This is a genomic window from Avibacterium volantium (assembly GCF_049366555.1).
Taxonomy (GTDB): domain Bacteria; phylum Pseudomonadota; class Gammaproteobacteria; order Enterobacterales; family Pasteurellaceae; genus Avibacterium; species Avibacterium volantium_A.
Genome location: NZ_JBMMGT010000014.1, coordinates 41,289 through 55,393 on the forward strand (window position 1 = coordinate 41,289; position 14,105 = coordinate 55,393).

13 protein-coding genes and 1 pseudogene are annotated in these 14,105 nt (G+C 39.6%); 10 read left to right on the forward strand and 4 right to left on the reverse strand.

Going from position 1 to position 14,105, the window contains the following annotated elements; all coding sequences use genetic code 11:
* The first annotated feature begins 21 nt into the window (after window positions 1–21).
* The 3 genes from ACLS0A_RS06215 (at window position 22) to ACLS0A_RS06225 (ending at window position 1,739) form a co-directional block, all read left to right on the forward strand.
* Window positions 22–1,110, forward strand: coding sequence for an ROK family protein (locus tag ACLS0A_RS06215; protein ID WP_416082763.1), 1,089 nt, complete (start codon window positions 22–24; stop codon window positions 1,108–1,110).
* Between the two features lie 112 nt (window positions 1,111–1,222).
* Window positions 1,223–1,465, forward strand: a complete 243-nt coding sequence (locus tag ACLS0A_RS06220; protein ID WP_416082762.1) for a type II toxin-antitoxin system RelB/DinJ family antitoxin — start codon at window positions 1,223–1,225, stop codon at window positions 1,463–1,465.
* Complete coding sequence (locus ACLS0A_RS06225) at window positions 1,455–1,739, forward strand: type II toxin-antitoxin system RelE family toxin (RefSeq protein ID WP_416082761.1); 285 nt, start codon at window positions 1,455–1,457, stop codon at window positions 1,737–1,739. The genes ACLS0A_RS06220 and ACLS0A_RS06225 overlap by 11 nt, the downstream gene beginning before the upstream one ends.
* Before the next feature lie 44 nt (window positions 1,740–1,783).
* Here ACLS0A_RS06225 and efp read toward each other — a convergent pair whose 3' ends face one another.
* Window positions 1,784–2,350 (reverse strand): elongation factor P, encoded by a 567-nt coding sequence (efp, locus tag ACLS0A_RS06230; RefSeq protein WP_103854617.1) that lies wholly within the window; start codon window positions 2,348–2,350, stop codon window positions 1,784–1,786.
* Window positions 2,351–2,384: 34 nt separating this feature from the next.
* On the opposite strand from efp, the gene epmB reads away from it, so the two are divergent.
* The gene (gene epmB, locus ACLS0A_RS06235; RefSeq protein ID WP_416082760.1) at window positions 2,385–3,398 is read left to right on the forward strand and encodes an EF-P beta-lysylation protein EpmB; all 1,014 of its coding nucleotides are present in this window, start codon (window positions 2,385–2,387) and stop codon (window positions 3,396–3,398) included.
* Between the two features lie 93 nt (window positions 3,399–3,491).
* Complete coding sequence (locus ACLS0A_RS06240) at window positions 3,492–4,733, forward strand: LysM-like peptidoglycan-binding domain-containing protein (protein WP_416082759.1); 1,242 nt, start codon at window positions 3,492–3,494, stop codon at window positions 4,731–4,733.
* A gap of 88 nt (window positions 4,734–4,821) precedes the next feature.
* Here the strand turns inward: ACLS0A_RS06240 and rdgC are convergent, their stop codons facing one another.
* Window positions 4,822–5,727, reverse strand: coding sequence for a recombination-associated protein RdgC (rdgC, locus tag ACLS0A_RS06245; RefSeq protein ID WP_416082758.1), 906 nt, complete (start codon window positions 5,725–5,727; stop codon window positions 4,822–4,824).
* Window positions 5,728–5,797: 70 nt separating this feature from the next.
* Here rdgC and proC point away from each other — a divergent pair, with 70 nt between their 5' ends.
* Genes proC through xerD form a run of 3 tightly spaced genes read left to right on the forward strand, consistent with a single transcriptional unit; the run spans window position 5,798 to window position 8,689 of the window.
* The gene (gene proC / locus ACLS0A_RS06250) at window positions 5,798–6,613 is read left to right on the forward strand and encodes a pyrroline-5-carboxylate reductase (RefSeq protein ID WP_416082757.1); all 816 of its coding nucleotides are present in this window, start codon (window positions 5,798–5,800) and stop codon (window positions 6,611–6,613) included.
* Window positions 6,613–7,776 (forward strand): 3-phenylpropionate MFS transporter, encoded by a 1,164-nt coding sequence (locus ACLS0A_RS06255; RefSeq protein WP_416082756.1) that lies wholly within the window; start codon window positions 6,613–6,615, stop codon window positions 7,774–7,776. The genes proC and ACLS0A_RS06255 overlap by 1 nt, the downstream gene beginning before the upstream one ends.
* A 19-nt stretch (window positions 7,777–7,795) precedes the next feature.
* Window positions 7,796–8,689, forward strand: a complete 894-nt coding sequence (gene xerD, locus ACLS0A_RS06260; protein ID WP_416082755.1) for a site-specific tyrosine recombinase XerD — start codon at window positions 7,796–7,798, stop codon at window positions 8,687–8,689.
* 494 nt (window positions 8,690–9,183) lie between these two features.
* Here xerD and ACLS0A_RS06265 read toward each other — a convergent pair whose 3' ends face one another.
* Window positions 9,184–10,413 carry a capsule biosynthesis protein gene (locus ACLS0A_RS06265; protein ID WP_416082754.1) on the reverse strand — a complete coding sequence of 410 codons (1,230 nt, stop codon included), beginning with the start codon at window positions 10,411–10,413 and terminating at the stop codon, window positions 9,184–9,186.
* A gap of 23 nt (window positions 10,414–10,436) precedes the next feature.
* Window positions 10,437–12,467, reverse strand: coding sequence for a capsular polysaccharide biosynthesis protein (locus tag ACLS0A_RS06270; RefSeq protein WP_416082753.1), 2,031 nt, complete (start codon window positions 12,465–12,467; stop codon window positions 10,437–10,439).
* Window positions 12,468–12,973: 506 nt separating this feature from the next.
* Between ACLS0A_RS06270 and ACLS0A_RS06275 the strand changes: the two are divergent.
* Together ACLS0A_RS06275 and ACLS0A_RS06280 are read left to right on the forward strand one after the other, a co-directional pair.
* Window positions 12,974–13,237: pseudogene (locus tag ACLS0A_RS06275) on the forward strand (capsular polysaccharide biosynthesis protein); the annotation flags it as partial.
* Window positions 13,238–13,478: 241 nt separating this feature from the next.
* Window positions 13,479–14,105: polysialyltransferase family glycosyltransferase (locus ACLS0A_RS06280; RefSeq protein ID WP_423111571.1), on the forward strand; the 627-nt coding region annotated here is incomplete at its 3' end.

Below are 14,105 nucleotides of genomic sequence, written 5' to 3' on the forward strand. Positions count from 1 at the left end.
TTATTTCATAAAGACAACAAAATGAAAAAAGAAAATTCCGTATTTAATTTAAAATCCAGCGAAAAATTGTTATTGCGCCTGATTCGCCAATATTCCCCCTCACGCAAAGAATTAAGCGCATTATCGGGTTTAACCCCTGGGGCAGTAACGCAATATTGCCGCAAATTGCTGTTTCTCGGCTTAATTAAAGAAACGGAGAAAATGGTAAAAAAACGGGGAACGCCCTCTTTTCATTTAACTTTAAATCCCAATGCTTGTTGCTCGATTGGTATCACCTTTTCAGATAACTCATTTCAGCTCGCAATCGTGGATTTTATTGGCAATAAAATTGCCAATGAACGCTATGTTTACCACAATAGCGTGCAATTTGATGAATTATGCCAACAAATTCGCACCGCACTTCAGCAACTTTTAGACAAAAAATTTCTCGCTGAAGCAAAAATTCTCGGCATCGGTTTTTCTCTTTCTGGCTACCTATTGGCCGATCAATCCATTTCCTCCCCTTGGTTTCCGTTATTACAAAATATCCCGAACCTAGCCAATGTATTCAGCGAAAAACTCGGCTACCCCTGCCATATTGAGAACAACATCAACACGGTGGCACTTGGGGAATATTATTCGGGATTATGGAATGATATTGAAGATATGGTGGTGATCAGCCTTGATTTCGGTATCGGCGCAGGGATTATTTCACAAGGTAAGCTAATCCGTGGCGGTTTTGGCAATGCGGGCGAAGTGGGCTTATTGTTCCCTTATGATGCCCCTCGCCCAAGCTGGAAATATTTGCAAGACAAACTCGGCGAGTCGCAGTTGCAAGGAAATGTAATGGAAAATCCTCAAGTGCAAAAATGGCTCGCACACAGCCAAGAGCAAATCCATTCCCTTATGCTATCTGCCATCGCGTGGCTCGATCCCCGCGTTATCGTCCTCACAGGAATGTTGCCACCGCCATTAATCAACCAGTTGATTGACTATGTAAAACACACAAAAACAATGCAAAATTTACACCGCACTTCCGCCCAACTCTGTGCCTCAAAAATGAAGTTTGAAGATATTTCCACCGCCGCCGCCATCGTCCCGATTTATCATTTTTTGCAGAATAATGAATAAAAAGTGCGGTGTGAAAAAATGAAGGATTTTCGCACCGCACTTTTTCTTTACCTTATTATTGTTCGTAATGCAAAATAGCATTACAATTATCACAAAAATCGAAGGAGGAAAAATGGCAACACTTAATATTCGTCTTGATGATGAACTAAAACAAGAAGCTTATGCGGCATTAAAGAAAATGAACCTGACACCAAGTGAGGCGGTCAGATTATTATTCCAATATGTAGCACAAAATAATAAATTTCCGATTCAAACCGTGTTAGTCAATGATGAAGATCTTGAACTGCTAGAAACAGTACGTCATCGCCTAGCCCACCCCGAAAAAGGCATTAAGGTTAGCTTAGATGAGCTATGAGCTAGTTTTTGATCCAAGGGCGTTAAAAGAATGGCATAAACTTGGTGAAAATATAAAAGCACAATTTAAGAAAAAACTGGCTGAAGTTTTGCGTAACCCTCGCATTGAAGCCAATCGGCTTAGTCATTTTCCTGATTGCTATAAAATAAAACTACGCAATGCAGGATACCGTCTAGTTTATCAAGTTCAAGATGAACAAGTGGTTGTTTTTGTTGTGGCTATCGGTAAACGAGAAAACAACCAAGCTTATAAAAATGCCAAAACAAGGCTATAAAAAATCCGCACTCAAAAGCACGGATTTTTTCGATACTTGAACGATTATTTCACACGCGATACATATTCACCAGAGCGGGTGTCCACTTTAATCACTTCGCCTGTTTGTACGAATAATGGAACACGCACTACCGCGCCTGTGCTTAATGTGGCTGGTTTGCCGCCTGTGCCTGCGGTGTCGCCTTTTAAGCCAGGGTCAGTTTCTACGATTTCTAATTCAACGAAGTTTGGTGGGGTTACAGAAATTGGTGCGCCGTTCCATAGGGTTACGATACAATCTGCTTGGTCTAATAACCATTTTTCTGCATCGCCCACCGCTTTTGCGTCTGCTGAATATTGTTCAAAGGTTTCTGGGTGCATAAAGTACCAGAAAGCGTCATCTTTGTAAGAATAGGTTAAGTTTAAATCCATTACGTCAGCCGCTTCCACAGACGTACCTGATTTAAAGTTCACATCTAACACTTTGCCAGAAATTAATTTACGAATGCGAGTACGAGTAAACGCTTGACCTTTTCCCGGTTTTACAAATTCATTTTCAACGATCACGCAAGGCTCGCCATCTTGCATAAATTTTAGACCTGGTTTGAAATCAGTGGTAGTATATGTAGCCATATTATCCTCAAATAAAAAGAGATTGTTTTTAAAAGTGCGTATTTTAACCCGAAATATCCCCATTAGAGAAGTAGAAAATTGGGCAGATCATCTCGCAAATGCCATTTCTGATCCTAAAGTCTTGCTGGAACACTTAAATCTTCCCCTTTCTCTTTTTGAAAAAGATTTTGCCGCGCGCAAGCTGTTTGCGCTGCGCGTTCCCTTGCCTTTTGTGGAACGAATGGAAAAAGGCAATCCAAATGATCCGCTCTTTTTGCAAGCAATGACCTCGCATTTAGAATTTGTGCAAGCGGAAGGATTTAGCAAAGACCCCTTAGAAGAACAACAAACCGCCGCGCCAAATATTTTGCATAAATACCATAACCGATTGTTATTTATGGTAAAAAATAGCTGTGCGATTAATTGTCGCTACTGTTTCCGCCGCCATTTTCCTTATGCTGAAAACAAGGGCGATAAGAAAAATTGGCAAAAAGCCTTGGACTATATCGCGCAACATTCAGAAATTGATGAAGTGATTTTTTCTGGTGGCGATCCCCTTATGGCGAAAGATCACGAGCTAGAATGGCTGCTAAAACAATTACAAAAAATCCCGCACTTACAGCGTTTACGCATTCACAGCCGTTTGCCTGTGGTGATTCCGCAGCGTATCACTGATGAATTTTGCGAACTGCTAGCACAATCTCGCTTGCAAACGGTGCTGGTTACCCACATCAATCACCCCAATGAAATTGATGAGCATTTGGCGAACGCAATGGCGAAACTGAAAAATGCTGGCGTAACCTTGCTTAATCAAGCGGTGATGCTGAAGAATATAAACGACAATGCCCACACGCTAAAAGCCTTGAGCGAGCAACTTTTCCGCATTGGCATTCTGCCCTATTACTTGCATTTGTTTGATAAAGTGGAGGGCGCGAGCCATTTTTATCTTGATGATGAAAGTGCGGTGGAAATTTACAAAGAATTACAAAAGCTCACTTCAGGCTATTTAGTGCCGAAATTAGCACGCGAAATTGCCAATGAACCAAATAAAACTTTATATTCTGCCTAATTGCTAATGGAACAATGGCAAAATATCCTTTAAAATACGCAAAATTTACACCGCACTTTAGTTTAGTGCTTTTATTAACATAAGGTATCAACTGTGACTGAACAACATAAACCAGAAAATAATGCTGCTAACACAGCGCAAAATGAACTTGATTTAGAATTTAATCAAATGGAACCCATTACGCCGAAGAAAACCATTATGCCAGAGCCTTCTTTATTAGATAAAGCTAAAGGTTTTGTTCATTCTTTCGGTAAAAAAGAACAACCAGTTTCAGAACCTCAAGCACCTATTATCAGCGAAAGCGAGGTCATCGTGGAAAATCACGCCAACAATACCCAAGAAACGGAGGTGATTATGGAAGAAAATGTGAAAACAGAACCCGTTCAGGAAGAACCTGTAAGCAGAAGTTTAAATAAGCCTGAACGTTGGGCAATTTTAGGCTTCATTCCGCCAAAATATCGCCGTATTTTTATCGTATTATTACTTGCGGTGATCATTTTATTGATTATCTCTTGGTTAAAACCAAGTTCAGATACCGTCAATGCGTTTGAACAGCCGTCAAACAGCATTCCAACGCAGTTCCAGTCGCTCAATCAAGAGCAGCCAATGGAAAAGAATGTGTTGGATAACTTAAACCAAAGGCAACCAGCACAACAAGCAGATACACAAAATGCTCAAGATAGCAGTGAGAATGCGCAAACTACTGTGGCAAATACAGAAAATAGTGCAGACAATGCTCACAGCAATCATGCAACAAGCCCTGAGCCTGTTGCCCAGCCAAGCGTTCAAACAGAGCAACCTGTTGTACCAGCAGTAAAACCGCAACCAACACCCGTTGAGCCAAAACAAGTGGTAGAAACGGTGAAAACGGCAAGCAAACCTGCTGCGGCACAAACACAGCCGAAACCACAGCCTAAGCCTGTGGCAAAAGCGACAACGCAAACAACCAATACAAGCAAACCAAAAGCAGAAAACAAAGCGCAAACAGCACAAAGCGTGAAAAAAGCTGAGCCTAAAGCAGAGAAAAAAGCAGAAAGAAAAGTCCCTGTGGTGGAAGCAAAACCAGCAACGAACAAACCTACTGGCACAAGCAAAACCCTGACTATTCCGCAAGGCGTTTCGCTTATGCAAGTCTTCCGCGATAACAATCTGAATATTTCTGATGTGAATGCGATGACAAAAGCGAACGGTGCGGGCAATGCGTTAAGCAGCTTTAAACCGGGTGATAAAGTGCAAATTTCGGTTAATTCGCAAGGGCGTGTTGAACAGCTTCGTTTAGCCAATGGTAGCACCTTTATTCGTCAGGCGAATGGTACTTATCAGTATAAAAAATAAATCGTAGAAAAAGTAAACTGTTGAAAGAAACAAAAATGGTGGAATTTAATTTTCCGCCATTTTTTATTCCTGACAAAAACGACAAAAATTACAACCGCACTTTCTCTCCGCCGAAATCGTCCAATAAATTTGACGTTAATTTAGCAAGAATCCCTGTCATCAACACAAAATCGGCATCAAAGCGTTGCGCCACATTTTCTTTCAAAATATCATCATTTTTTTCCCGCACTTCATCGGCAAACTTCAAGCGTTTTAATGTGCCGTCTTCATTTAATACAAAGGTGAGATGCGCTTCCCATTCCAAAGCCAATTTGGTAATAGTTTTGCCAGATTGCAATAATGACAGAATTTCTTCAGCATCTAAGGCTTGCTGTTTGCAACGGATCACCGCATTATCTTCACTGCCGCGTAATTCGGCATCTTCCAACGCAATCAACCAATCTGGCGTGGCATCATTGCTCACCCAATGGCTCATTACTAAACTTGGATCATTGGCAAAAGCCAGCGGCACAACAGGCAGAGATCCTAAGGATTTACGCAATAGCGCAAGGGCGTCCTCTGCACGCTTACTTGAAGCCGCATCGACATAAACGAGTTGATTTTCACTATCCACCCAAATTGCCGTTTGCTGATATTTACTAAAGGCACGCGGTAGCAACATTGCCACCACATCGTCTTTCAGCGCTTGCTTTTCCACTTTCTTTAATTTGCGATTTTCTTTTTGCTCTAAATCAGCAATCCGCTGATCTAATTCGCGTTTTACAACGTGAGCAGGCAGGATCTTTTCTTCTTTGCGAGCCATTAATAAAATCTGTTTGCCCACCGAAAAATGTAACAACTCACTGGTTTTCAACGGTGAAACCCAACCAAATTTCTGCATATCCCCTTGACCACAAGGGTGAAACTCACATTGTGCAAGCTGCGCTTGCAACTGCTCGGCTGACCAATCTAATTCTTTAGTTAAACGATAGGTCATAACGTTCTTAAACCACATAGGCATTCCTTCTTTATTCGGGTAAAATGTGCCAACGAAAAACCTATTGTAACTGATCTTAAACAAAACTATGCAACAGAAATTAATTACTTTCATCGGCGGCGGAAATATGGCGCAAGCTATCGTGTTTGGTTTATTGAAACAGGGTTATCCTGCACAAAAAATTACCGTTAGCGATCCGAATGCGGATAAACTGGCGTTGTTTGCTGAGCGTCAAGTGAATATTTCGCAAGATAATGTGCAAGCGGTACAAAATGCGGAGGTGGTGGTGTTAGCGGTGAAGCCACAAGCCCTTGCGGAAGTGTGCCAGCCTTTAAGTGCGGTGGATTTTTCTGAAAAATTAGTGATCTCCATCGCGGCGGCAATTTCTGTGCAAAAACTTACCGCACTTTTGCCTAGCGCGCGCCATATTATCCGCGTAATGCCGAATACGCCAGCCTTGGTATCAGAAGGAATGGCTGGCTTATTTGCAGAAAACTCTGTGCCTGCCGATCTCAAAGCCTTTGCACAAGATTTAATGAATGCCGTAGGGCAAGTCTGCTGGGTGGAGCAAGAAGATGAAATGCACTTGATTACCGCAGGTTCTGGCAGCAGCCCTGCGTATTTTTTCTTATTTATGGAAGCGATGGAAAACGCCTTGAAAGCGCTTAATTTAGATGCACAAACCGCACGAATGTTAGTGCAGCAATCGGCTCTTGGGGCAGCCAAAATGGTGCAACAACAGCCTAATGTGGCTATTTCTACCTTGCGTGAAAATGTAACATCAAAAGGCGGCACAACGGCGGCGGCGCTTAATGTTTTCCAGCAACAACAATTATCTCAAACCGTACAGCAAGCCATTGAAGCCTGCGTGCAACGTTCACAAGAAATGGAAAAATTATTTTGATGAAAATCAGCCCTTTTAATTGGTTAGCCTTGAGCTTTTTCGGCTATTACTGCGCATATGGCGTGTTTGTGCCATTTTTCCCAGCGTGGTTGAAATCGCAATCTTACAACGAAGAAATCATCGGCTTTATTATTGCCAGTTCTTATGTATTCCGCTTTTTAGGTGGGATCGGCTTTTCCGCCATGATCAAAAAAGCAGGGCATTTGCTCAATGCCTTGCGTTATCTCGCTTGTGCAAGTTGTGGCGTAATGCTTTATATGAGCTTTGTGGCGGAAAGTTTTCCTTTGCTTTGCCTTGGCATCGCCTTATTTGCCATGATTAATGCGGCGGGAATGCCCTTAAGCGACACCCTTGCGACCACTTGGCAACAGCAAATTAATTTGGATTATGGCAAAGCGCGATTGATTGGCTCCGCTGCGTTTGTGGTGGGTGTTACCCTGTTTGGCAACATTATTGGCTTTATTGGTGAGAATTATACGGTATGGATTTTAACCGCATTGTTAGCCCTTTATGCCATAATGCAAATGACCACGCCAAAGATTTTGCCACAAGATACGCAAACAAGTGCGGTGGAAAATTCCGTTGGATTTTTGCAGCTATTAAAAAATAAATGTACGTTACGTTTAATTATTGCCATTTCTCTTATTCAAGGTTCGCACGCCGCTTATTATGCTTATAGTGTGCTGTATTGGCAAAGCATCGGCATTTCTGTGCAGACAACCAGTTTGCTGTGGGGATTAAGCGTGGTGGCGGAAATTTTGCTCTTTTTCTTTTCTACCAAATTATTCCGTTTCTGGAAAGTTAGCACCCTATTTTACTGCGCCGCCATCGCTTGTGTGGTACGTTGGGGCGTGTTAGGCAGTGCGACAAGCCTTTGGTTAATTGCCTTAGTGCAATTATTGCACAGCTTAACTTATGCCCTTGGCCATTACGCAATGGTGCGTTACATTACCACCCAACCGCAAAATGCTATGGCGAAATTGCAAGGCTTGTATAACGGCATTTCAGGTTCGGCGGTGATCGCCTTGCTTACCGCATTGGCTGGCGTATTATACCCAATTTCGCCACAAATGACATTTACATCAATGATGATTTTTGCCTTGCTCGCATTGCCGATTATTCCGCGTAAAGTGGAAGCCTTTTTGGTGCGCCGAGTTGAATAAGAATTGAATAGGATTAACTATGAAAGACAGCGCCTTAATCGATCTTTTTCTGAATGAACAATGGCTAGAAAAAGGGCTTTCGGAGAATACCGTTCAATCCTACCGCTTGGATCTCAGTGCGGTGGCAAATTGGCTCGAAACGCAAAATCTCACCTTTGAAATCTTAGATGCCATTGATTTGCAAAGCTTTCTTAGTGAGCGATTGAACTTGGGCTACAAAGCTACAAGCACAGCAAGATTATTGAGCGCGTTGCGTAAATTCTTTCAATATTTATATCGGGAGAAATATCGCACAGACGACCCAAGTGCGGTACTAGCTTCGCCAAAATTACCGATCCGATTGCCCAAATATCTCACCGAACAGCAGGTTACGGATTTGCTCAACACCCCCTGCGTGGAAGTGCCGTTAGAATTACGCGATAAAGCAATGCTGGAATTGCTTTACGCCACAGGTTTACGAGTTACCGAATTGGTTTCACTCACCCTTGATAACATCAGCGTGCAACAAGGCGTAGTGCGTGTTATCGGCAAAGGCAACAAAGAACGCATTGTGCCAATGGGTGAAGAAGCCGCCTATTGGATCAAACAATTTATGCTTTATGGTCGGGCCGCATTGCTAGACGGACAGCCTTCTGATGTGCTATTTCCCAGTCGGCGCGGCACTCAAATGACTCGCCAAACCTTTTGGCACCGCATTAAACATTACGCCATTTTAGCGGATATTGACAGCGAAGCGCTCTCCCCCCACGTCCTACGTCACGCCTTCGCCACTCACTTAGTCAATCACGGCGCCGATCTACGCGTGGTACAAATGCTCTTAGGCCACAGCGATCTCTCCACCACCCAAATCTACACCCACGTCGCCAAAGAACGCCTAAAACACCTACACGAAAGGTATCACCCAAGAGGGTAAAATTTGTGAAAAAACGACCGCTCTTTTAGTTCAGAAAAATATAGCTAGGTTCTATTTCAATAGGTTAGGTTGAATTTTGAAGTGCGGTGATTTTTTGGAGATTTTAAGAAAGATAAAGAAAATTACTTTAAGAATAAATCTCCCCAACTTCTCTTTACTAAAGATTGGCTTAAAAACAAGCATACTAAATGTATGAAAGGAAAAATTAAATTCCCGTGTAAATTGCCTTTATTTTTAACAAATTTTTAGAAAAGTAACGCCGAGCGAGAGCGAAGCGAACATCAGGCTTACTTTTCGTGAAGAAAATTTGTTAAAAATGAAGATCAGCAATTTAGTCGGGGGCTTTTTTTCTTTGCCTACTTTCTTTTGAGCAAACAAAAGAAAGTAGGTCGCTCAACGAGCGAAATCTGTTAGTTATTCCAAAGAAAAAGTAATTAGCCAAAATAACGATAGCGTAATTAAAAATATTTTAAATTTATGCCTAAATAAAATAATTACTCAATTTTTTCCTTAGGCAAAATCACCTTATTATAAAAACTACCGTTGATTTGGGTTTTGTGTAAATGATAAAGGTGATATGCCTTAAATGCAGCGGCATCAGGCTGTTGTGGATTGTGCCAAAATTCTTCTAATGAGCCTTGGTGGGTTATGTCTGGAATGTCGTAATGCGCGCGTCCTAGTGTAATCACGGGCATATTATGGATTAATGCGGATAATCCACTGGTGCTGTTAAGCGTTACCATTCCTTTGCCGTGGCGAAGTAACACAGGCATTGAAATATCATAGACATAAAACAAACGTCCTTGTAGTTCTGGGTGTTCTGAGAGATAACGCTGAATAACCTGTTTATAGCTGATAAATCCTCGATCCATTGGGTGATGTTTTACGATTAATTTTAGCGAAGTCGGGGCATTTTTTACAAAAGAATCTAACACATAGTTCAAAAATTGCTCTACGCTATCGAAATCACAATGCACTCTTACTTGGCTGTCATCATAAACTTGCAGCGGTAAAATATAAAAATCACCTAATTTATTTTTCTTAATTTTACGAATGAAACATTGCTCTTTTATCCAATGACAAACACGCTTCATTCCTGAAACAAGCCATAATTTTATATAATAATTGAGATTATAGACTCGATGATGTTTATAATAAGGGAATTCTTTTTCTTTGTATCTGGAGATTACATAATATTGTGTAGCAAGTTTTGCCATTGGAAAAAAACCGTTTGCCACAGGAATGGGTTGAGAAATTTGAGATAAGTCTTTAGCTTGTTGTAAAAAGAATTGTTTATCTCTTGGCAATGGTGAATAGGCATTTACGCCTTCTTTTTCTAAGGTAACATAATGCGGACGAAAATAGCCTTCTTCAAATACCCAAAAGGCACACCCTAATTTTTTAGTTACTGCTTTTGCTATACGATGATAACGGCGATTATCGCCAAAGCATACTATTGTATCAATGTTATGATCTTTGCAAAATTGTAATAAGAAAACATCAAAATATTCTAATTTGCTGTTGTAATCAAAAATAAATTGATTATGAAGTGCGGTGGAAAAAAATAATTTATCACCAGAGTTAAAATTTAATTTATAAACCGTTTTTTGCTGTGTTTCAGATAACCAATCCGCCAACTCTTTGAAAAAATGTCCAATAGGCCCTTGTAATAATAAAATCCGTTGTGAGCTTGCTACTAACTCGTTTAAATTATTAACAATCATTTTGTTCCCTTAGGTATAAATAGCTATTTCAGCCAAAAAGTGCGTACAAAGTAACAATATTTCCCTATTTTTTTGCTTAACCAACTCTTATATAAGCCCGTATCTTTCAATTGATTTTTTTGTTCCAACAATATCTTAACTGCGGTGCTTGCATTGGTTAATTGCATTGTATTAGGATTTAGATAAAGTGGATAGTATAACAGAGTTCCTGCAATTAACTGCGCTAATGTCAATTTTCTTTTTCTACGCGGTAAGGCATAGGCATCAATCGTTAATCCCCAATGGGCATAAAAGGGTGAACCGTAACAATATACCCTTTTACCCCGCAATAGCGCTTCAAAGCCAGCTAAAGATGTCATTGTATGCACTTCATCGACTGCTTGAATGCAATCCAAAATATTCGCCTCAGTAACAATTTGATCTGCATAAATTAATGCTTGCTCTTGTGCTACGTTACCTTTTCGGTTGCCACTTAATACATCTGGGTGTGGTTTATAAATAATGTAAGCATCAGGGTGAGCTTGTCTAACCTGCTGCAGCAAAGTGAGATTAGATTGACACTGCGGCGAACCAAAGCGAATAGAGGCATCATCTTCCACTTGCCCTGGCACTAAAAGGACTTTTTTCTCCGTATTTGGGCGAATAAAGCCAGTAGATCCTACATTATATTTACCAATATTGGCTTGGATCAGTTGTTGCTGTATTTCTCGAGCTAAATCTTCATCTTTTTCTGAGAAAGCTGTATTCTGCAAAATAGATTCTAACTGCGAAGGCTGCTGCGGATTAAAATAAATTCCCAAAGGATCAACCACTAAAGAAAGTGGCGCAACAAGGTTTGAACCTAATCCAACAGAGCGAATAAAGCCATCTTCCATTCGCCAAATTGGAATATTATTTTGTTCTGCATAAGCTATGAATTCAGGCTTACCTTGTCCCCATAGCAATAACTTCGCATTCTCACGCAGTTGAATTTTTTTAAACTTGGCAAGAGAAGAAACAAAATGTAAACGACAGTTTGGTAAATGGAAAAAAGGTTTTAACACCGTTTTTTTCCACAAAGAAAGCCCAATGCAATAAAAATCGCCCACTAATACAGATTGCCAATGCTTAACCCAGCTTAAATAATGAATGACATCAAAAATATCACCTGTTTCACCAGTAAATGGATTAATATAGCGGCTATACTGAAAATAAGCTGCATAGAAAACTTCATTTAATGTACGGGACTTGCGGCGTTGTTGTGTGATCAGTTCAGCAACAAAAGGGTGGCGATCATCGGTTAATCCCCAGCCTGCAAACCAAGGTACACCAAAGGTTACCACTTCTTTACCTTGTAGCAATGCTTCAAATCCCATTTGTGAAGTAACGCAGTACACTTTATCCACCTGCGATAACAAGGTTGGTGGATTAATGTCTTGGCTAATAATTCTCACACGCGGTTGATCTAATAAATCCGTTAAATATCCCCGTTTCTTCCCTGCAATTACATCAGGGTGTGTTTTCACCCAAATCTCAGCATCGGGATTTTCTTGCAATGCCGCTTGCAACATCTGACGAAAACTATTCTCATCAGCCAAGCCATATTGCACCGCCATATCACCAAATGTTTGATCAATAACTAATACAATTGGTTTTTTATGTTCTGTGGCTATTGGCTTGCAAGGTGCGTGATTATACTTGGATAATTGCCATTCACGAATCAGAGCCATTGCTTGATGGGATTGCTGTGCTTGCTCATCATCTAAGTTACAATCAGAAATTAACTTTTCCAATCGTGAAGGTTTTTCGGCTGCATAATAAATTCCCACATCGTCCACAATCAAAGAAAATGGTGGGTATCCTTCAACCCCTAATCCGATAGAGCGAAGAAAGCCATCTTCAAGCGCAATATAACGCAGATTATGCTTTACGGCATAATCTCGCGCTTTGTTTGCCGTTGGACGAAATCCCCAACCTATCACCGAATTTTCAAAGGAAAATGCTGGGCTATCCTTTAGAAAATTGGATAGGTTAGGGATTTTTTTTATTCCGGAGGAAAAGATAATTGGGGTCATGGCGATCTCGATCTAGTTGCTATCTTTTTATTTAAATTAATTGGGAACTTGTCTAGGAACTGTACTAAAAAACTAGACTCCCCTTTTCTAATTAATTGTTTTAAAAGAGAAACTCTAAAATTTATATTGCTATTGTTAAACGCCTTTACATATGCTTCAATATGATCTTTTAGAATACTATTAAATTTGTACATTGCGTAAATGTGCTTTGGTTGGTTTCAAAAATTCTCAATTCCGTTTATGTGGGTATGATTCTCTGCAAAATGTGTGTATTTCATGGATATGCAATGGCTAAATTCACATCAAGGATGTAATAACTTCGATAAGAATAGGCCTAGGCCACGCTTTACTTTTTCCCCAAAAGTCCTATTCTAGCATAAGTAGAGCCTTTAGTCTCTATCTAGTATGACTAAAATATAATACATAAGAGCTGGGAATTGTACTCTTATTTTATTGAGTGATCCTTCTTAATTTAGAGGGATTTTTGAGAATTCACAGAACATAAAAATCAAATTGTATTAGTTATTGATCAAACATTTGGTGATATGGCGGTGCAATATGGTTTGGCTGATGAAAATAGTTTTCGTCAGATGTTGCAAGCGGCATTGCAAGAAAATCCCGATGCTGAAATTTGGGTAAAAACACACCCTGATGTAATTACAGGGAAGAAACGGGGATATCTAACGGATTTATTGGATCAACCGCGTGTGAGCATTATTAGCCAAGACATTAATCCACCAACCTTGTTATCACAGGTGGATAAAGTGTACTATAGTAGGCATATGTAGTGATCTACTAAATTAGCAGTCACTAATAGGTTTCTTTGCTAAAATTGTCGGTAATCCTTGATTACTACCATAATAATTATTCAAAGTCTTTCATATTCTATAGGGCAGCCCTTAGTATATGTATAGCTTTCTCACATACATTTATCTCTAAGTTATTGCATTCTTAGGGGGTTTTGGTATAATTAAAGGTTATGTTTTATTTATATGTAGTTAGAGATATATTATGCAAAATATTAAAGCTAACAAAAAAAATAATCTAAACAAGTCTAGAATTTTCAGGGGGATTCGGAAGGTTAGGAAGTTTCTTTTTCATCCGATAGCCTTTATAAGAGATTCTTGGATATTCAAATATAATCCTTTAGGGAATTTAATTAGAATTAAAAATTTATTTGTAATATCCCATTTAGGCCAATTAGCACAAGTAGAGTCAGTAATAAAAAAGGAGCAGTTATTAAACTGCATGTTGATTATTGTATACACTAATAAAAATAAAAAGATGCCTCAGTTAGTAAGAAATAATTCAGATAAAAATATTTTTAAAGAGATTTTATTTTTAGAATTGCCGTCATTTCCTAATAAAATTAATATTAAAAACTTAATTGTGATTAATAACTCATATAGAGAAGCTTTAAAAAGAGTGAAACCACATAGGTTATTTATACTAAGCTTTGAGAAGCACTACTGTTTATTAGCAAATAGAGCTAATGAAATGAATATAGAGGTTAATTTGATTGAAGAAGGAACTGCAACCTATAAGTATGATAATTATCATGAGGCAAATAATAAAATCATGCAATCCTTTTCTAAGTCAGAACAATGGAAATTATTCCTTATTAAAACATTACCTTTA